This window comes from Clostridium sp. KNHs205, assembly GCF_000702945.1.
GTDB lineage: Bacteria > Bacillota > Clostridia > Lachnospirales > Lachnospiraceae > Anaerocolumna.
This window is the reverse complement of record NZ_JNLE01000003.1, coordinates 4,680,365-4,697,956: the sequence shown is the minus strand read 5'-3', so window position 1 is coordinate 4,697,956 and position 17,592 is coordinate 4,680,365. Positions and strand designations below refer to the sequence as shown.

Here is a 17,592-nt window from a genome sequence, read left to right as displayed (position 1 = left end):
GAATACCGAAAGGTCCAGATAACAAATAAACCATAGCCTTATTATAAGGCAGAACTAGGAGGAATGCAAGTATGCAATATGTAAGAAAAATTGATGAAGTGGGAAGAATCGTTATCCCGATAGAGATTAGAAGAGCTGCAGGTATTGAAAACAGAGATTACCTTGATATGACCTTTGAAAATGGAGTATTAAAGCTAAGTAAGGGAAGAGGTAGACGTACTGACGAGTTAGGTAGATTTACGATTCCTAAAGAAATCCGCCGTACCAATGACTGGAGTATTGGACAAGCTATGGACATTTCCATAGATGGAAACATAATCTGCATCCGGAAGTTTGGTTGTGAATGGTGTGAGGAGACAGAAGATCTGATTGAGGTGGATGGACATAAGCTCTGCCGTAAGTGTGCGGAGAAAGTTAGTGCTGCCATTAAACAGGAGGCGTGGTCTGATGGAGTATGTTCCTGATAATATGACCAGTTCTTAATCCGTGGAAGTGCAGTTATCTAAAAAAGAACAGGAGGAAGTAATGAGCAGTTTATACCAGATAACAGAGATTATGATGCCGTTCTAAATATGCCTACGATGAGGAAATGGGACGAGCACTATATTAGATACCCTTGAGTCTATAGAGGGGAATTGAGATAAAGCAGACGGATATGCCAAGCTTTATAAAACTCTTAAGTATGATGCGGATACAATACAGACTGAAATAGACCGTTTACGTCTAGGCTGAATACCTTTGAGAACAGAGCGCAGTCTCTTAAAGACACTCTTGAAGCTAATATGAAGCAGATTGGCAAACCAAGTTCAAGACTACTTTATTTAGTTTTGGCATCCAGAAAAACGGTGTAAGCAGCCGCTTAAGATTGATCCTTAGATGTTAATACCATTCCGGCTGAGTATCTTATTCCACAGGATCCATTACCAAACAACGAGAAAATCAGAGAGCTGCTTGAAAAACAGAGTTGCCTGGGCACATCTTGAACCACGAGGCGAAGCCTGCGTATACGTTAGGAGGTACATATGCTGCATAGGCACTGCACTAAAAAACTTAAAGCCTTACATATGCTGATCAATTATTAAATGGCACAAAGGTTTTGCTGCTGGAGGGTGTTTTAAAGACCTACTGAATGGAAAACCGGTAAAAGGATATAGATATTTATTTTAGGAATCAAAAAGACTATGACGACGCGGTTGTTGTTTTAATCATAACCCAGATTACGAATTATTTTATCAAAATGATAATGTAAAAGCTTATAAAAGCTATAAAGCAAGGGTTCTCAATTGAGTTATGTCATAAAATTTTTGGTCACCAGAAGAGATCCTGAATCAGTTTGATTTTACCATAACCAAATTTGCATACTTCAAAGAGATAATCCACTCCAGTGATTTTCCATTTGGAGAAGGGGAGGACAAAGAAGAATATACTGCTGTTTATGATGATAACTTCTTTGAACATCTATTTCTAAAATTATTAATTATTGATGATCAATCCCTTACCCGAAATCAACATTTGAGAGAATGTTGCGGTATCAGAGATATGGATTCACACCTGACAAACAGACTATTAACAAGTTATGTTCAGCTATAAGCAAAACTCCAATAGCTGAATCTGACGATGAAGATTTTATTAAGGAGGTACATATGTTTATTAATTCATCACATTTAAGAAAGCTTATGACCACTGCCTATAAGGGCGGTGGTGTCCGGATTGGTTATATTGATGAAGGATATGTGATTTTTGGGGTAAATGGGGTGTTTGGCTTGATGTAAACTTTATTCCGAATAAAGTCAAAGCCGTTATTATGGAGCTGGCTGGTACACTTCCGGAAGAAGGGACGTTATTCTCAGTAAGCAAAGAGCGTCCAATGCCACAGCTTGAAATGGATATACACAACCATGCCCATATAAATATCCTTCAGCGTGAAGCAAAATATCCCGTAACTGTCACTGATGTGTTATTGGACAAGAAGCACAGTTTATATAGCTTGTTACAGGTTAATGCTGACAAAAGACTTATTCTGATGGATATGAATCTTATGAATCTGATTGATCTTAGTGAGATTGATTATGACCAGGAGAGCCTGCCGGCAGGACCCTGTACGGGTATGAGTCAGGGTATGTTCTTCTGGCGAAATGCTACCACAACTTTATTACTGCTTGGTGAGGCTGCTAAAACCGACAACACCTTGATAGCAGTACTTTCTGCCATCGACTTTGAACAGGAGGCGAATAAATAATGGGATTACCTGTATTAATTATAGGGAAGTCGGGCAGTGGAAAAAGCGCAAGTCTTAGGAATTTTAATGAAGGTTTAGCCCTGATTAATGTTCTTGGTAAACCACTTCCTTTAAATCAAAGATTCCTAAGGTGGTTACAGATGATTACCAGCAAATCATGAAGCAGTTGTTTAATAAGGCTTTCAAGAGCTTTGTAATTGATGATGCTGGCTACCTCATTACCAACCATTTTATGAGCAAGCACAGTTCGACTGGGGGAGGAAATGCAGTATTTAGCCTCTACAACGACTTGGGGGATTACTTCTGGAACTTGATTCAGTTTGTTATCCGGAAACTGCCGGCAGACAGAATAGTTTATTTTATTATGCATGAGGATATAAACGACTTCGGAGATATCCGGCCTAAAACCATTGGAAAGCTTCTGGATGAAAAGGTGTGCGTAGAGGGAATGTTTACAATCGTCCTAAGATGTGTAAGTGAAAATAATGTTCATAAATTCATTACACAATCAGATGCCGGGGCAGTAAGCAAATCCCCTATGGGAATGTTTGAAACACTGGAAATAGATAATGATTTAAAATTCGTAGATGATTCTATTAGGGAATATTACGAACTTGACAAGGAGGATACAAATAATGCAGAAACCAAATGATTATGATAATGTCCAGGCTTATGGGGATTTTATTCCCCTGAAGCTTGGAGGGCATATCTGCAAGATAATGCAGGTAAAGGAAACTACATCAAAGGCTGGTAAAGAAATGCTGGAAATCAGCCTTGATATTGCAGAAGGTGATCAGAAGGATTACTTTGCACAGCAGTACAAATCTGATACCAGGGAAAACAAGAAGTGGGGATGTGTTGTTTATCAGCTCGTTAAGGATAACGATGGAAACACAAGTAAGGGATTTAAAACCTTTATAACATCTGCCGAAAACTCAAATTCTGGCTTTAAGGTTGCATGGGGAAACAATTTTGCTGCCTGCTTTAAAGGAAAGCTTATCGGCGGTGTTTTTGGCCGCGAGCAGTATTTGAATTCTTATTGTGAAAAAAAGTTCGCTACAAAATGTGTTCAGTTCCGCAGCATAGAATCAATTCGCAATGGTGTGGATATTCCTGAAGATAAGCTTCTTCCTGAAAGCCAGGATAATGGTTATGGTCCCGGATACACTCCAAGTACTATAGGCGATGGATTTATGAATATTCCAAATGGGCTGGAAGAAGAACTACCATTTATGTCTTAGGGGTGATTATTTGACCAGGGATGAGCTAAAAGCAACGGTTACAATGAAGGAAGTTCTGCATCGTAACGGACTTATTGTAAATAGGAACGGGTTTATATCATGCCCGTTCCATATTGAAAAAACTGCTTCCATGAAGATATATAATGATTCATTTTATTGTTTTGGTTGCGGAGCCAAAGGAGATATCTTTGATATGGAAATGCATCTGAATGGGTGTAATTTCCGTACAGCTTTTGAATTGCTTGGAGGCGCTGATAAGCCGTCTTGGCGGACTACTGTAATTGCAAATAAGGCAAGAAAAGCAAGGAATGAAGCAGAACAAGTAAGGCATTCGAATGCCATGAGGATGCGCAGCATTCAGTTACATATTACAGCTTATCGCAATATAATTGCTGCTGAACATCCATTTTCGGACCTTTGGTGCTCCTGTGTTAATAAATTGCAGTATCAGGAATACCTATTAGAAACTGTATTGGAGTTGGATAAATGATTAATATAGCAGAACTTAATAAAGAGACTATCCTAAATGATGAAATTTTCTTTGAACTCTATGAAGAAAAAGATCCGATTCTGCATGCAACGCTTACAGTTGATCTTATGGCCAAAGCAAAGTCGCTTGGAGTAAAGCAGTTATTTGATATAAAGTACAAGGCTTTTGCTAAATCTAAACGTAGCTTTACACTTAAAATCGGAGGTAATTATACGGACTTTGAAGGGGAGTATCCTCAAATGTATGCCGGTGGCTGGACCGCGAACGAAGAAGGCATTACCATTCTTACGAACTTTGGAGAAAAGACAGCCTGCAGCCATCCCATTCTACCAGTAAAATCGCTGATCAATGCAGAGACCGGATATATTAAAACGATACTTGCTTTTAAAGTCCGAAACCGGTGGAAAGAAATCATCGTAGATAAAGAAGTCATGTCCTCCAGTAACCGGATTACTGGATTATCAAAATATGGGGTCAGAGTCACCAGTGAGAATGCCAGGGCGCTTGTACAGTATTTGGCTGACATTGAAAGCATGAATGATTCTGCTATACCAGAACAGTTATCTACTTCAAAATTAGGCTGGCTCAATAATAATTTTATTCCATATGATGAGAGCGTAATTTTTGATAATGAGGATAACCTATCCGGTGCTTTTAAGAGCATTCAGAGCAATGGATCCTACACGAAATGGCTGGAATTGATGCATAAAATTAGGCAGAGTGATCGATTAGAGCCTAAGATTTATTTGGCAGGAGCTTTTGCAAGTCCTTTATTACATAAATTTAATGCTTTGCCCTTTATTATTAACACTCATGGTAAGACCGGTAAGGGAAAAACAGTAGCTTTAATGGTTGCGACTTCGGTTTGGGCGGATCCGACAGAGGGTAAGTATTGGATAAAATCAAAGGCAAATGAAATAGCTCTGGAGGCAAGGTTGGACTTTCTTAATCATTTACCTTTAGCCATTGATGATTTTTCAGAGATCCAGAAGAAAATGAAAGACGATTTTTCTGGATATGTATATAGTTTATGTTCCGGCGGCGGTAAGGAGCGTTCTAATGTCAATATAGGGCTGCAGAGACAGAGATACTGGAAGAATGTTATCCTTACGAACTCGGAACGCTCTTTAATCAGCGAAACGATGCAAGGAGGAGCCATCAATCGAATAATCGAATTTGAAAGCGAAGAAGGAAGTATCTTTGGCAACATATCAGAGTCAGCTGCCGTGGTAAGTACCGTAAAAGAACATTATGGTTATGCTGGCAAAGAGTTTATAGAAATTATAACCGACATGGACCCAAAGGAGCTAAAGGCTATACAGAAAAATTTCCAGGATCGTATTTATGCAAAGGCCATAGAGCTGGGAATTGAAAAAGAGGATAAACAGATCTTACCTATGTCTATTCTTCTTACAGCTGACAAAATTGCAACAGAGCAAATCTTTGAGGATGACAGGTATCTTGATTTTGATACATGCTTTAATATTCTAAAAAATAAAGAAGAGGTATCAGAGGAAGAGCGGGCCTATAGTTTTATCATGTCGGATATAGCAATTCATCACAATAATTTCGTCCCAGACATATATGGCAGCTATAAAGGTGAAGTATGGGGATTTATTGAGCGTGGATATGTATACATAGAGCCAAATGTCTTTAAAAGTATGTGCGATAGGGGCAACTTCTCCAGTAAATCTTTTCTTACCTGGGCGGATCGGAACGGTCTATTATTAAAAGATAATGATCGTGGGGGAACCAGAATGGAGAAAAGCAAGAAGGTTAACGGTAAAAAATCAAGATTCAATGTCATAAAAATGAATGACGAAGAAAGTGAGGAAGTCATTGAAAATACTGAATTTGTACCGGTTAATGAACAGATGGAATTACCATTTGATTAACAGCGGTTCCCCAGTTCCCCAAGTTCCCCAAGGAAATGCACGTCTATAATACTCTGGGTGTGTGTCAATAAATACATACACACACTAACCTTTATATAGAAAAGTTAAAAATGTGGGGAACCGGGGGAACCAGTACCGCAACCCATTGATTTTACTATATTTTATCGGTTCCCCAATTGGTACCCCAAAGAAAAAATATTGGGAACTGGGGGAACTCAATAGGAGGCATCTTGAAATTAAATAATAAAAAAGCTGGAACAGATTTTGAGCATTCATTTGTACAGACTCTTTCAAAACATGGTTTCTGGGTACATAAGTTACAGGATAACAAGAATGGACAGCCTTTTGATGTAATAGCAGCCAGAGCAGGAGAGACTTATATATTTGATTGTAAAGACTGTAAGAATGATATCTTTCCTTTGTCCAGGATTGAAGAAAATCAATACAATGCAATGACGCTCTGGCAGAAATGTGGAAACCATGAAGGGTTATTTGCAATGAATACCAGCAAGGGAATAAGGATTATTTCATTGGAAGTGCTTGAGTTTCTTAAGAGTAAGAATATCAAGGTAGTAAATAAAAATGATTTACTCTGGTATTCAACACCGCTTTCTAAATGGTTGGAGGGACTAAATGCAGGTAATTATAAGCAATGAGTTAACTATAAAGGATCCTTCTTCTACTTTGGTTAAATGGGTACAAGAAAATCTGATAATAAAGAACCCTGATTATCAGAAAAAGAGAAGAATGGGTCTTTGGACAGGTAATACACCGGAGTTTATATCTTTGTATCAAGTAGATGGGAGTAGTCTTATATTGCCAGTTGGTGCAGGGAAGCATATTAAACAGTTTGTAAAAGGAGCTGACTTTAAACAAGACCTTGCTAATAATACGCCAATCAACTATCAAGCAGATATACCTTTGTATGAATATCAGGAGCCGGCAGTTACCGGTATGGTTAAGGCTGGGTGCGGCATACTGCAATCCCCTTGCGGATCAGGAAAGACTCAAATGGGAATTGCTTTAGCTGCCAAGATAGGGCGGAAAACCTTATGGATTACCCATACGGCGGATCTGTTAAATCAGTCTTATGACAGAGCTGCCATGTATATGGATAAAACCCTTTTGGGTAGAATCACTGAAGGTAAGATGCATATCGGTACAGGAATTACCTTTGCTACTGTGCAGACTCTTACCAAGATGGATCTACAGCAATACAAGTATACCTGGGATGTCATTATTGTGGATGAGGTGCAAAGACTTGCTGGTACACCTACTCAGGTGACTATGTTCTCCAGAGTTATGAATACCCTGGCTGCCAGGTATAAATACGGGCTTTCAGCTACGGTACATAGAGGAGATGGACTCATTAAATCAACTTTTGCCATTGTCGGGGATATTGCTTATACGGTACCAGAGGACGCTGTTGCAGATAAAACGATGCAAATCACTATCCAGAAATGTAATACCGGTGTAAAGGTCAGTGAGGAATGCCTGGATACTGATGGGACATTGATTTACAGTGAGCTTATGAATTATCTGGTATGTAGCCAGGAAAGGAATTATCTGATAGTGGAACAGCTTAAAGCAAATAAGGATCATAGTAATTTGATTCTTTCTGACAGGTTGGAACACCTTGAAATACTCATGAATATGTTGGCTTCACCGGATGCCGTCATGATTAATGGGAAAATGACCAGTAAGAAAGCCAAGGGTGAGCGGATAAGAGCCTTAGATGATATGAGAACCGGTAAAAAGAAATATTTATTTGCTTCTTACTCCTTAGCTAAGGAAGGATTGGACATTCCTTGTCTGGACAGGTTATACCTTGCTACTCCGAAGAAAGATTATGCGGTTGTTGTTCAGAGCATTGGACGTATCGGGCGAATAAGCCAAGGAAAGATAGATGCTATATGCTATGACTATGTCGATGATATACAGTTCTGTGAGAATCAGTATAAAAAGCGTAAGACACATTACAGAAAGAAAGGGTGCCTGATTCATGACTGATGTGAAAGGGATATTTCATAATACATTTACACTCTACAAGGCTTATCTAAATGAGGAATTATTCCAGAATATTGTGAAATATATTTTTGCAGTTGATTCAAATTTGGTTCCTAGAATTCTTACAGACACTTATAGCTTTTACCTGAAATGGAAAGGGACCGGCTTTAGTGAGCAGATGGTAGCGGAGGCCAGGGAACTCAGCCGGAAGCATGGAGATAATGATCTGGTAAGACATATCACGGTGGATCTGTGTACCATCATTGAGCAGGGAGGGAAACATTGAATTTTAATACGCAATATTACAAAGGGATTCCTCTTAATCTTATTGATCGCCGATATGGAAAACGTAAGGCAATGAGGTATACCGTAAACGGAACTAATCAAAATGTATGGATACCGATTAAGCACTTGGATAATGACGGGGGTATCCGTCAAAATGAGAATATAGATTATGTATTCCGGAAGGCACAAAGACAGCTTGAAATAGCAGGTATTACACAGGCAATTGCAGGGATTAAGAAAGGAGCGCATTCATGACAAATGCTGAAAAGATTGTAAGTGATATTGATGTTCTGGTAGATCTGATTTATCAGGCGGATGATATCGGCCCCAGTATCTGCAAGGCGGATTTTAACGATGCGGACGAGTTAGTTAATTGCCCATACCCTGATGATAATGGTTGTAGGAAATGTATTAAGGATTGGCTAATGAAGGAGGTTGACTAATGAAATTAGTTTACACAGTTGAGATTGACGACGAAATATATAGCTTGGATGGGCTGCTTGAGCTTCTAAACGAAACTGTAAACAGTACTACAGATTGCATGGTACTAAAGAGCAGGATAGAATCTTCGGACGAAATCTGCGAAACAGGAGACTGGGAGGATGACTAATGGCCAAGATAAATAAAGAGCAGCGTCTGCACCTTGACGGTATGTCATTTGCCTTAAGGGTAGCGAAGAACGGTGGCGTAGAAGCGCTTGAGAGGGAAATAAATTATCGGGGGTTGCATGATGCTCCACTAAATATAAGTCAATCAGAACTTACCCAGGTGGCTAGAATTAGAGCAAGGGAAGAATTAATGATTGTAGCTACCGCCCTGGCAGAAACCGTCACACAGGACATGAAATTACCTCCCAGTGTAGCAATGGAGTTTCTTCGTAAGTTCAATGATAAAGTAGATTTGTTTCGGTATGATCAGGATGCTCTAAGGAAAGCACAAGCTAAGTTAGACAGTATGTATGCACTTAACGATATGGTTAGAAAATTTAACGAGGAGGATTAGGTTATGTTAAGAGAGGAAGTATTGAACAGTTCAAGAGAACTGGTAAATAAAATTTATGAGAAAATGAATGTAATTGAAATCTGTGATTCAGTGGCAGAAAAGGTAAAGAACTTAGATGTATGCTTTAATGATCCGGATGGTAAGCAGGTAGTTTCTTTGGATGGAATACTTACTGCTGATCAGCTGACAGTTATCAGAGATGGGATAATTGATAAGATTTACGATAATGCTGCAATTGCACAATCCTTCCTGGAGAAGCTTAACCGGAAGCCGGCAACAGTAAACCCAGTATTCGAGGAGGCTGTCCAGGATATGGAAAAATCGTCTAAAGGTAAAGCCAGCGGCAGAAAGTCAATAGATCTTGATATCGACCAGGTTAAGGAACTATATGTAAATCAGGGGCTATCTTTCCGGAAAGTAGCCGATCAGTGTGGCTGCTCAGAGAATACGGTTCGTAATTTCGCCATGAAGCATAATATCACCCGAGAAGCTTCGGAGCCGGTTGGATATCCTGTTATGACAGTTGAAGCAGTTCGTAAGGTTTACACAGACGGTTCCATGAGTCTAGCGGATACTGCTAAATACTTTGGGATAGAATCAACTAAGTTACATACCTTTATCGAAAAGAATAATCTCAAGAAGGTAGTGGTTAAGCCTAAGGATCCTTTCATGGATGCTAACAAAATGGGCAAGGATGAGTTTAAGCGCCAGATGCTTGCAGGAAAAAAATAGGTGAAATATGAGAACACTTTTAAGATACCCAGGGAGTAAGCAGCGGATAGCTCCCTGGATTATAGGCCAGATGCCGAAGCATCACAGTTACTTAGAGCCTTATTGCGGAGGGATTAACGTTTTGATGAATAAGGAGCCTTCCAGGATAGAAACCATAAATGACCTGGATGATGATGTGATAAATCTCTTCCGAGTGATACAGGATTCCGGTACCAGAGAGGAGTTAATCAGAAAGATAGTCCTTACACCATATGCAAGAGTGGCTTATGACAATGCCTTTCCGGATAATACGGATGAACTGGATCCAGTAGAGAGGGCAAAGAACTTTCTTATTCGGTCTGGTATGGGCTATGGCTTCCGGTTATGTGAGAAAACAGGCTGGAAGCGTGATGTATATGCAAGAGAAGCAGCTTATGCAGTTCGGTACTGGAATGATATGCCGGAAGTAATCACAGCGGCAGCACAGCGGCTTAAGATGGTACAGATAGAACACAGGCCGGCTGTAGAGATTATCAAGGCTTTTAACCACAGTAATGTTTTGATATATAATGACCCGCCTTATCTATTTTCTACGAGGTCAAGGAAAATGTATAAGCACGAAATGGGCACAGACGCAGAACATATTGAGATGTTGGAAACACTACTGCAACACACTGGGCCTGTAATGCTTTCAGGATATGACAATGAGATTTACAATACATATCTGGTAGGCTGGCGAAAGGAATCTATTCCTGCAAGAGCAGAGCGGTCATTACCAAGGACTGAATATCTTTGGATGAATTTTTAGGAGGAATAAGGATATGAAAAAATTCTTTTGTGACATTTGTGAAAAAGAAATTGCACCAGGTAGTCATAGAAAAACATTAGTGGAAACAGAACAGATACTTGAACTTGCGGAGATAACAGATATCTGTAGTGACTGCCTGGATAAAGTGGAGCGGATACCCTGGTATGATGTTATCCGGGAGAAAATCAAACGGACTTCTTAAGACACAGGAGTGGCCAGCAGGTTATCCTGCTGAGAGGAAAGGATGTATTATGTTGAACATAAAAGAGTTTGTAAAAGAAGTTGGAAAAAATTCGATAGTCCACGGTTGGTGGGAGGAAGAGAGAAGCTTCGGTGAATTAATAGCACTGTGTCATTCAGAGTTATCGGAGGCTCTGGAAGAATTTCGGAACGGAAAGAAACCGGATGAAACTTATTATACATGTAAAGCACCCAAAGATACTCTGATTATCTGCCAACTTGATGAAGTGACAACGTGTAAAGGCTGTATGTATGCAAAGCCTGAGGGTATACCTACAGAGCTGGCAGATGTTGTTATTCGGGTATTTGATATGTGTCACCATTATGGGATTGATATTGAATCCATGTTGTTGGAGAAACATGAGTTTAATAAGCGTAGACCATATAAACACGGTGGTAAGGTTATTTAAGGAGGGGATAATATTGAATCAGCAAACAGCAGACGATTTAATTGAAAAAGCGGTTAAGAAAGCCATTAAAGAATACAGCAATGAGCAGAAGGCGAAGAGTAGAAAGAAGGCCTTGCATAATACTAAATTACTGCTAAAGAATTATCATAAGATCCAGGAGAGCATCGAGGAAGGTGTGTCTGAGGCTATGCAGCTTGAGCAGGAGTATCTTGTGTTGAATGAATCAGATGAATTGTACATTGAAAGCATCAAAAGAAGTAAGCTTAGAAGTCTTGTAATTATCACCAATGTTGACAAGGCCTTAGCATCTATTCAGGAAGAATGCAAACGAAAGGGAGTCCCTGAAAAATACAGTGCTTTTACTGACTGTATGTTAAATGGCAAGACCTATGATGAAGCTGCAGAAGGGTATTATACTTGCAAGCAGACAATAGGTAGATGGGTAACAGATTTAACAAAAGAGGTAAGTATCAGGCTTTTCGGGGTAGAGGGGATAGACTTCCTGTGAGATACCAATGCGATAAAGACGTGATTTACGCGTTATATTTCCCTATGTTATCATTAGAGTGGAAGGTTTGAACAGATACCAAGCTTCCTCCTGTGGCTGCCGGTTGTCAAAGGCCGGTGGCTTGTTCTTAAAAGATTCATAAAATCAATACTCTTTAAAAACACTCAAATATGAGTGTTTTTTTGTTGAAAGCATAATAAAATAGGTATATAATGTAAAAAAAGATTTATGCGGAGGAGTATAATGAATATTAATAAATTTGAGAATCTTAAAATTGAGAAGGTTATAATTCATCAAATTTACAAAAGAGAGCATCCAAGTAGAATTATTACACCATTTTATAATGACGAATGTAGTTCATTGGATGATGATGCCCTTGATGTGTTGAAACAAAGGATAACCAAAGCCTTGAGTCATAAATCTAACGCTATTCAGATGGAATTTTCAAGCAGTAATATGTTTTCACCTATAAGAGATTTTTGGAAATCTGATATGTCAGATGAAGAATTTATTGCTTTTTCTATCGAAGCTACTTTTAAGCTGGCTGAAGCACAGACCTCTCGCGCTTATCCAGGGGGGATAGTGGTAGTTGTAAAGGGAACGGTTCAGCAGATTAATAAACCCTTTTTAGCCATTATTAAAGCTGAAAAGCAAAAAGGATTTACTGCACAAGAGACAAACGGTAAAATGATTCTTAAATTTTTTAATGATTTATTACTAACACCTCATCAAAAATTACAAAAGATAGGTTTTTTTATTAATAATGCTGTTGCAGGTAGGGAAATAGAAGCCAGAGATATTGATTCATTTGTGTTTGATAGTAATACTAATTCGTCAATATCAGTATCTAAGGCCACATATTTTTATAGTGTGTATCTGGGACTGGATTTTAAGAAAGACAGTGATGTATTAACAAATAAGTTCTTTGAAGCAACTAAACTATATATAAATTCGCTGGACGTTAGCTCTGATACAAAAATAGATTTAGGGACAGCCTTACTATCATATCTGAAAGTGGATGTTTCTAGATTTGTAAATGCCGAAGATTTCGCAGAAAGATATTTTGAGGAACCAGAATTAAAAGATTCATATATAAAATTTGTTGAGCAAAAGGAAGTCCCTTTATCAAATATTAGAAAGAATCTTTCAATGATTGGAGATAAACTAAAAACAAGAAATATTAACTTTAGTAATTCTGTGAAATTACAAGTTCCGGTCGATGACTTTAGTGAAATTGTAGATATTAATGAATTAGAAGGTGGGAAAACTTCCATTATTATTCAAGGTAAAGTACTCAATGAAAAATAAATTAAGTATGGATGAATTTAAGGAGTTATATATTAGTGAAATCCCTATGTATAAGGCATGGGGTGAGTATGTTAAGACCTATATATTAGAGGGTTTGATAGATTTAGAAATTGATAAAGATAAAATAATAAAAATACCAGTAGAACCGAGAATAAAGGCTATAGATTCTATAATAGAAAAAGCATTTATTAGAAAAAGTTATGAAGATCCTTATAACATGATAACTGATAAAGTTGGTATTAGATTTGTTGTTTTATTAGAATCTCAAATAAAAATTATTAAAGCCTTAATTGAAGATAATGAGAATTGGGATTATTCTGAAGATGTTGATTATATAAAGAATAAAACTGAGACTCCGGAATTATTTACATATCAATCCGTGCATTATATTGTTAGAAATAGGAATGAATTAACTTTTAATGAATATAATATTACTCAAGGAACACCTTGTGAAATTCAAGTAAGGACATTAGAACAGCATGCTTATGCAGAAATATCCCATGATATGATTTATAAGAAAAATGCAAATATTAATAGTGAGGTAAAAAGATTTTTAGCTAGAAGTATGGCATTAAACGAAGCAACTGATGATTTATTTGAGAGGGTATATACCTTGATGGAAAAGGAGAAAATTAAATATTATAAATTTACAAATGCTTTTAAAACATATATTGATTTTAATAATATGAGTGAAAAAATAAATAAATCACTTTATGATATGGTTGAAGAAATAGTAAACAACCATAATATCTCAGTTGAACAAGTACAGAATTTTATTGTAAGCAAACCATTCATAACGGAAAATATCACACTAAAATCATCTAGATATATTATTTATCAACAACCAATAATATATTTGATTTATTATCTGGCGAAAAGTCATAGTAGTGAATTGATTGAAAGTTGGGATCTTACAGAGGATTTATTAGCTCCTGTATTTTCTGATTTAGGGATATCATATGGAGAATATTAGATATTAACAAGCATCCTTCGGGGTGCTTTTTCTATACCCAAAACGACGAATGTGAGGTGATGAAGCTTGGCAAGGGCGCCGGATGAAAGATATGATAAAGCATATGAGCTATTTAAGAACGGCATGAAATTAGTTGAGATTGCAAATCAACTAAATCTTCCGGAGGGCACTGTTCGCCGGTGGAAGAGTACTCATAAATGGGATAGCGAACGTTCGGATACTAAAAGCGAACGCTCGGATAGAAAGAAAGGCGGTCAGCCAGGTAATAAGAATGCTACAGGACCGCCAGAAAATAAAAATGCAGAAAAGCATGGTTTCTTCTCGAAGTATCTTCCGGAAGAGACCTTTTCTATTATCCAGGAGATACAGCAAAAAGATCCGTTGGATATCCTGTGGGAAAATATACAGATTGCTTATGCTGCTATAGTAAGGGCACAACGGATAGCTTACGTAAAGGATGAAAAGGATAATACCATTATCAAGTCCGGTTTTAAAGCTGGAAAGATTATAGGAGAGGATTATCTGGTACAGACTGCGATAGATAAGCAATCAAAGTTTATGCAGGCCCAGGCCAGGGCTCAGAGTGAATTGAGGTCCCTAATTAAGCAATACGATGAAATGCTACATAACAATTGGGACAGAGCCACGGAAGAACAAAAGCTGCGCATAGAAAAACTCAAAGTTGATGTTAATAAATCCACCGGTAAAGGAAATGAGGATGAACTTAATAAGCTGGATGAGATGTTAGCAGAAATAAAGAAACAGGCAGGTGGTACAAGTTGATACTAAGTCCTAAACAGATGGAGTTTGTAGCTAATGCTAATCATCGTTATAATGTCAAAACCGGCGCTACCCGTTCTGGTAAGTCATATATGGACAATCTTTATACCATCCCAGGCAGAATCAGAGAGAGACAGGGCAAGGATGGTCTTAATGCCCTTATAGGAGTATCGAAAGGCACTATAGAGCGTAATATTTTACAGCCCATGAGAGAAATTTATGGATCTAGGTTAATAGGTGATATTGGTTCTGATAATATTGTTGACCTCTTTGGTGATTCGGCGTATTGCCTTGGAGCAGAAAAGGTTAGTCAGGTAGCAAAGCTTAGAGGTTCTTCTCTCAAATATGTGTATGGTGATGAGGTTGCAGAGTGGAATCAACAAGTATTTGAGCTGCTTAAATCTCGTATGGATAAGTCATATAGCTGCTTTGATGGTGCTTGCAATCCGGATAATCCTAATCACTGGTTTAAAAAGTTCCTTGATTCCGATGCTGATATCTACTGCCAAAAATACACCATATTTGATAACCCGTATTTACCGCCTGAATTCGTCGAAAACCTGTGTAATGAATATAAAGGTACTGTTTACTATGACAGGTACATAAGAGGCCTGTGGGTGGCTGCTGAGGGCGCTGTATACAAATTGTTTAATGATGCCCAAGCACAGTTAATAAATCCCTTTAAGCTCACGGAAAAGCCCAAAAGCCTTATGGAGATAAACATCGGGGTGGATTTTGGTGGATCTGGTTCTGGTCATGCTTTTGTAGCTACTGGATATGGCAGAGGGTATACAAGTCTGATAGGATTAGCATCCGAATGGATAGACTGCAGCAAGAATGATATAGATCCTGAAAAACTTGGACAATTGTTTGTAGACTTTTGTCTCAAGGTGCTTAACATCTATGGCTTTATAACTCAAGTGAATTGTGACAGCGCAGAGCAGACCCTTATAAGCGGTCTCAGGAGTACAGCCAGAAAGTCAGGATTAGGTTGGCTAAGAATAAATAATGCATTAAAGACAGCGGTAAATGACCGGATACGTTTTACACAGCGTATGATGGGACAAGGCCGCTTTTATTATGTCCCAGAACACTGTAAGAGTTTAGAACTTGCACTATGTGGGGCTCTCTGGAATCCTAAGAATCTAACGGAGGATGAGCGCCTGGATGATGGCACAAGTGACATTGATACACTGGACGGATTTGAATATGGATTTGAAAGGGACATTAGCCGGTTCATCCGGTACGAATAGAGGTGAGAAGATGAAGTATAGCAAAATGGTTGAATGCCTGAATAAACTTGTAGCGGAAAAGAGTCTAAAGCTGGACGGTATTAATGTATCCCCTATTATGCAGAATGCAATTGAATTATGGGACTTAATGTACAGCAATAGAGCACCTTGGCTAAGTAAAGGGCAAGAATCTGCAGGGATTCCTGCATCAGTGGCCAGTGAGATTGCAAGGCTGGTTACTCTGGAACTTAAATCAGAAGTCACAGGGGAAAGTGATAGAGCCAAATACATTAATACCATATACCAGAATGTTCTTACAGATTTAAGAAAACAGGTAGAGTATGGATGCGCTAAAGGAAGCATGGTATTTAAACCTTATCCTTCCAATGGTACTATAGCAGTTCAGTATAATGCTGCTGACAGTTTTTACCCGATTACTTTTGACAGTAACGGAAATATTACACAATGCGCATTTACAGAGCAATTCACGAGAGGGAAAGAAATATATACCAGAGTAGAATTACACTCCCTCACGAATATGGGGGTGCAGGTATATAACTTTGCATACTTAAGTAAAACCGGTGCAAATCTTGGTAGCCCGGTATCGCTTAAAACGGTGAAGCAGTGGGAAGATATAGAGCCTCAGGGACTATTAGAGGGGGCTGATAAACTGACAATAGGCTTTTTCAAGGTCCCTGTTGCAAACAATATTGATGCGGATAGCCCTCTTGGTGTATCAGTATTCAGCCGATCAGCAAGGCATATCAAGGTTGCAGATAAGCGGTATAATCAGATTGATTGGGAATACGACAGCAAAGAAGCAGCCATCCATATAGCAACTTCCTTGCTTAAGTATAATAAGGATCAAGATAAGTTTGAGTATCCTGGAGGCAGAGAACGGCTTTATCGCAATATGGAATACAATACTGGAGCAAATGATAAGCCTTTAATCGAACCTTACAGCCCAGATATTCGAGATGAATCTTATTATCATGGGTATAACCAGCAGTTACGCAAGATAGAGTTTGATAGTGGCCTTGCCTATGGCACCTTATCGGATATACAAGAAGTAGAAAAAACAGCAGAGGAGATAAAAGCCAGCAAACAAAGATCATACGCTACTGTGTCTGATATACAGCAGGCCTTACAAAGAGCATTAATTGACTTGATAAAAGCTATAGATTTCTGGGTGAGCGCTGAGAATCTTGTTCCTGCTGGATCCTATGAAACTACTTTTGATTGGGATGATAGCATAATAACCGATAATGCACTTGAAAGAGAACAGGACAGGAAAGATGTTGCTATGGGGGTTATGCCACACTGGGAATACCGCATGAAATGGTATGGTGAAACTGAGGAACAGGCAAAGAAAATGATACCGGATAGAGCAGAGGTTGATTTGTAAAGGAGGAATAGAGAAATATTCATAAGCAAGAAGCAATATAAAGAGTTAGAAAAAGAAG

The 17,592-nt window shown here is 38.5% G+C and carries 25 protein-coding genes; all 25 read left to right on the top strand.

From position 1 onward, the window contains the following. The first annotated feature begins 71 nt into the window (after positions 1-71). The 25 genes from BR73_RS27665 to BR73_RS0119505 all read left to right on the top strand — a co-directional run bounded on the left by BR73_RS27665 (position 72) and on the right by BR73_RS0119505 (position 17,534). Positions 72-464 (top strand): AbrB/MazE/SpoVT family DNA-binding domain-containing protein, encoded by a 393-nt coding sequence (locus BR73_RS27665; RefSeq protein WP_051685345.1) that lies wholly within the window; start codon positions 72-74, stop codon positions 462-464. A gap of 1,179 nt (positions 465-1,643) precedes the next feature. Beyond that, a complete protein-coding gene (locus BR73_RS29675) occupies positions 1,644-1,772 on the top strand; it encodes a hypothetical protein (protein ID WP_278248535.1) in 129 nt (42 codons plus the stop codon). Positions 1,773-1,804: 32 nt separating this feature from the next. Beyond that, the gene (locus BR73_RS0119605) at positions 1,805-2,239 is read left to right on the top strand and encodes a hypothetical protein (protein ID WP_033166913.1); all 435 of its coding nucleotides are present in this window, start codon (positions 1,805-1,807) and stop codon (positions 2,237-2,239) included. After that, positions 2,239-2,400, top strand: a complete 162-nt coding sequence (locus tag BR73_RS29465; protein ID WP_242860711.1) for a hypothetical protein — start codon at positions 2,239-2,241, stop codon at positions 2,398-2,400. Before BR73_RS0119605 ends, BR73_RS29465 begins: the two co-directional genes overlap by 1 nt. Further along, positions 2,397-2,891 (top strand): ATP-binding protein, encoded by a 495-nt coding sequence (locus tag BR73_RS26845; RefSeq protein WP_242860710.1) that lies wholly within the window; start codon positions 2,397-2,399, stop codon positions 2,889-2,891. Before BR73_RS29465 ends, BR73_RS26845 begins: the two co-directional genes overlap by 4 nt. Further along, a complete protein-coding gene (locus BR73_RS0119595) occupies positions 2,875-3,480 on the top strand; it encodes a hypothetical protein (protein WP_033166912.1) in 606 nt (201 codons plus the stop codon). The genes BR73_RS26845 and BR73_RS0119595 overlap by 17 nt, the downstream gene beginning before the upstream one ends. A gap of 10 nt (positions 3,481-3,490) precedes the next feature. After that, complete coding sequence (locus tag BR73_RS0119590; RefSeq protein ID WP_033166911.1) at positions 3,491-3,970, top strand: CHC2 zinc finger domain-containing protein; 480 nt, start codon at positions 3,491-3,493, stop codon at positions 3,968-3,970. Beyond that, positions 3,967-5,865 carry a DUF927 domain-containing protein gene (locus BR73_RS0119585; RefSeq protein ID WP_033166910.1) on the top strand — a complete coding sequence of 633 codons (1,899 nt, stop codon included), beginning with the start codon at positions 3,967-3,969 and terminating at the stop codon, positions 5,863-5,865. The genes BR73_RS0119590 and BR73_RS0119585 overlap by 4 nt, the downstream gene beginning before the upstream one ends. 230 nt (positions 5,866-6,095) lie before the next feature. Beyond that, positions 6,096-6,521, top strand: a complete 426-nt coding sequence (locus BR73_RS0119580) for a Holliday junction resolvase RecU (protein WP_033166909.1) — start codon at positions 6,096-6,098, stop codon at positions 6,519-6,521. Beyond that, a complete protein-coding gene (locus BR73_RS0119575; protein ID WP_033166908.1) occupies positions 6,499-7,875 on the top strand; it encodes a DEAD/DEAH box helicase in 1,377 nt (458 codons plus the stop codon). Before BR73_RS0119580 ends, BR73_RS0119575 begins: the two co-directional genes overlap by 23 nt. Continuing rightward, a complete protein-coding gene (locus BR73_RS0119570) occupies positions 7,868-8,158 on the top strand; it encodes a hypothetical protein (RefSeq protein ID WP_033166907.1) in 291 nt (96 codons plus the stop codon). Before BR73_RS0119575 ends, BR73_RS0119570 begins: the two co-directional genes overlap by 8 nt. Beyond that, positions 8,155-8,412: a hypothetical protein gene (locus BR73_RS0119565; RefSeq protein ID WP_051685344.1), complete on the top strand. Its 258-nt coding sequence runs from the start codon at positions 8,155-8,157 to the stop codon at positions 8,410-8,412. The genes BR73_RS0119570 and BR73_RS0119565 overlap by 4 nt, the downstream gene beginning before the upstream one ends. Next, the gene (locus BR73_RS0119560; RefSeq protein WP_033166906.1) at positions 8,409-8,600 is read left to right on the top strand and encodes a hypothetical protein; all 192 of its coding nucleotides are present in this window, start codon (positions 8,409-8,411) and stop codon (positions 8,598-8,600) included. Before BR73_RS0119565 ends, BR73_RS0119560 begins: the two co-directional genes overlap by 4 nt. Next, on the top strand, positions 8,600-8,767 hold the full coding sequence (locus BR73_RS28855) for a hypothetical protein (protein WP_156034777.1): 168 nt from the start codon (positions 8,600-8,602) through the stop codon (positions 8,765-8,767). The genes BR73_RS0119560 and BR73_RS28855 overlap by 1 nt, the downstream gene beginning before the upstream one ends. Continuing rightward, on the top strand, positions 8,767-9,159 hold the full coding sequence (locus BR73_RS0119555; RefSeq protein WP_033166905.1) for a hypothetical protein: 393 nt from the start codon (positions 8,767-8,769) through the stop codon (positions 9,157-9,159). The genes BR73_RS28855 and BR73_RS0119555 overlap by 1 nt, the downstream gene beginning before the upstream one ends. A gap of 3 nt (positions 9,160-9,162) precedes the next feature. Continuing rightward, positions 9,163-9,891 (top strand): hypothetical protein, encoded by a 729-nt coding sequence (locus BR73_RS0119550; RefSeq protein WP_033166904.1) that lies wholly within the window; start codon positions 9,163-9,165, stop codon positions 9,889-9,891. Between the two features lie 7 nt (positions 9,892-9,898). Beyond that, positions 9,899-10,678, top strand: a complete 780-nt coding sequence (locus BR73_RS0119545; protein ID WP_033166903.1) for a DNA adenine methylase — start codon at positions 9,899-9,901, stop codon at positions 10,676-10,678. Positions 10,679-10,691: 13 nt separating this feature from the next. Then, positions 10,692-10,880, top strand: coding sequence for a hypothetical protein (locus tag BR73_RS0119540; protein ID WP_033166902.1), 189 nt, complete (start codon positions 10,692-10,694; stop codon positions 10,878-10,880). A gap of 49 nt (positions 10,881-10,929) precedes the next feature. Next, on the top strand, positions 10,930-11,328 hold the full coding sequence (locus BR73_RS0119535; protein ID WP_033167665.1) for a hypothetical protein: 399 nt from the start codon (positions 10,930-10,932) through the stop codon (positions 11,326-11,328). Between the two features lie 13 nt (positions 11,329-11,341). Then, positions 11,342-11,836 (top strand): hypothetical protein, encoded by a 495-nt coding sequence (locus BR73_RS0119530; RefSeq protein ID WP_051685343.1) that lies wholly within the window; start codon positions 11,342-11,344, stop codon positions 11,834-11,836. A 243-nt stretch (positions 11,837-12,079) separates the two neighbouring features. Beyond that, entirely contained in the window at positions 12,080-13,144 is a 1,065-nt protein-coding gene (locus tag BR73_RS0119525; protein ID WP_033166901.1) for a nucleoid-associated protein, read from the top strand. Next, the gene (locus BR73_RS0119520; RefSeq protein WP_051685342.1) at positions 13,134-14,117 is read left to right on the top strand and encodes a hypothetical protein; all 984 of its coding nucleotides are present in this window, start codon (positions 13,134-13,136) and stop codon (positions 14,115-14,117) included. Before BR73_RS0119525 ends, BR73_RS0119520 begins: the two co-directional genes overlap by 11 nt. A gap of 66 nt (positions 14,118-14,183) precedes the next feature. Then, positions 14,184-14,900, top strand: coding sequence for a phage terminase small subunit (gene terS / locus BR73_RS0119515; protein WP_033166900.1), 717 nt, complete (start codon positions 14,184-14,186; stop codon positions 14,898-14,900). Continuing rightward, positions 14,897-16,150 (top strand): terminase family protein, encoded by a 1,254-nt coding sequence (locus BR73_RS0119510; RefSeq protein ID WP_033166899.1) that lies wholly within the window; start codon positions 14,897-14,899, stop codon positions 16,148-16,150. Before terS ends, BR73_RS0119510 begins: the two co-directional genes overlap by 4 nt. Then, positions 16,065-17,534, top strand: coding sequence for a phage portal protein (locus BR73_RS0119505; RefSeq protein ID WP_242860709.1), 1,470 nt, complete (start codon positions 16,065-16,067; stop codon positions 17,532-17,534). The genes BR73_RS0119510 and BR73_RS0119505 overlap by 86 nt, the downstream gene beginning before the upstream one ends. Positions 17,535-17,592 lie beyond the last annotated feature (58 nt).

Excerpts from the sequence above, each read along its gene's own strand:
- BR73_RS27665 (WP_051685345.1), top strand. The coding sequence starts at position 72 with ATGCAATATGTAAGAAAAATTGATGAAGTGGGAAGAATCGTTATCCCG.
- BR73_RS29675 (WP_278248535.1), top strand. The coding sequence starts at position 1,644 with ATGTTTATTAATTCATCACATTTAAGAAAGCTTATGACCACTGCCTAT.
- BR73_RS0119605 (WP_033166913.1), top strand. The coding sequence starts at position 1,805 with ATGGAGCTGGCTGGTACACTTCCGGAAGAAGGGACGTTATTCTCAGTA.
- BR73_RS29465 (WP_242860711.1), top strand. The coding sequence starts at position 2,239 with ATGGGATTACCTGTATTAATTATAGGGAAGTCGGGCAGTGGAAAAAGC.
- BR73_RS26845 (WP_242860710.1), top strand. The coding sequence starts at position 2,397 with ATGAAGCAGTTGTTTAATAAGGCTTTCAAGAGCTTTGTAATTGATGAT.
- BR73_RS0119595 (WP_033166912.1), top strand. The coding sequence starts at position 2,875 with ATGCAGAAACCAAATGATTATGATAATGTCCAGGCTTATGGGGATTTT.
- BR73_RS0119585 (WP_033166910.1), top strand. The coding sequence starts at position 3,967 with ATGATTAATATAGCAGAACTTAATAAAGAGACTATCCTAAATGATGAA.
- BR73_RS0119575 (WP_033166908.1), top strand. The coding sequence starts at position 6,499 with ATGCAGGTAATTATAAGCAATGAGTTAACTATAAAGGATCCTTCTTCT.
- BR73_RS0119570 (WP_033166907.1), top strand. The coding sequence starts at position 7,868 with ATGACTGATGTGAAAGGGATATTTCATAATACATTTACACTCTACAAG.
- BR73_RS0119560 (WP_033166906.1), top strand. The coding sequence starts at position 8,409 with ATGACAAATGCTGAAAAGATTGTAAGTGATATTGATGTTCTGGTAGAT.
- BR73_RS28855 (WP_156034777.1), top strand. The coding sequence starts at position 8,600 with ATGAAATTAGTTTACACAGTTGAGATTGACGACGAAATATATAGCTTG.
- BR73_RS0119555 (WP_033166905.1), top strand. The coding sequence starts at position 8,767 with ATGGCCAAGATAAATAAAGAGCAGCGTCTGCACCTTGACGGTATGTCA.
- BR73_RS0119550 (WP_033166904.1), top strand. The coding sequence starts at position 9,163 with ATGTTAAGAGAGGAAGTATTGAACAGTTCAAGAGAACTGGTAAATAAA.
- BR73_RS0119545 (WP_033166903.1), top strand. The coding sequence starts at position 9,899 with ATGAGAACACTTTTAAGATACCCAGGGAGTAAGCAGCGGATAGCTCCC.
- BR73_RS0119540 (WP_033166902.1), top strand. The coding sequence starts at position 10,692 with ATGAAAAAATTCTTTTGTGACATTTGTGAAAAAGAAATTGCACCAGGT.
- BR73_RS0119535 (WP_033167665.1), top strand. The coding sequence starts at position 10,930 with ATGTTGAACATAAAAGAGTTTGTAAAAGAAGTTGGAAAAAATTCGATA.
- BR73_RS0119525 (WP_033166901.1), top strand. The coding sequence starts at position 12,080 with ATGAATATTAATAAATTTGAGAATCTTAAAATTGAGAAGGTTATAATT.
- BR73_RS0119520 (WP_051685342.1), top strand. The coding sequence starts at position 13,134 with ATGAAAAATAAATTAAGTATGGATGAATTTAAGGAGTTATATATTAGT.
- BR73_RS0119505 (WP_242860709.1), top strand. The coding sequence starts at position 16,065 with ATGATGGCACAAGTGACATTGATACACTGGACGGATTTGAATATGGAT.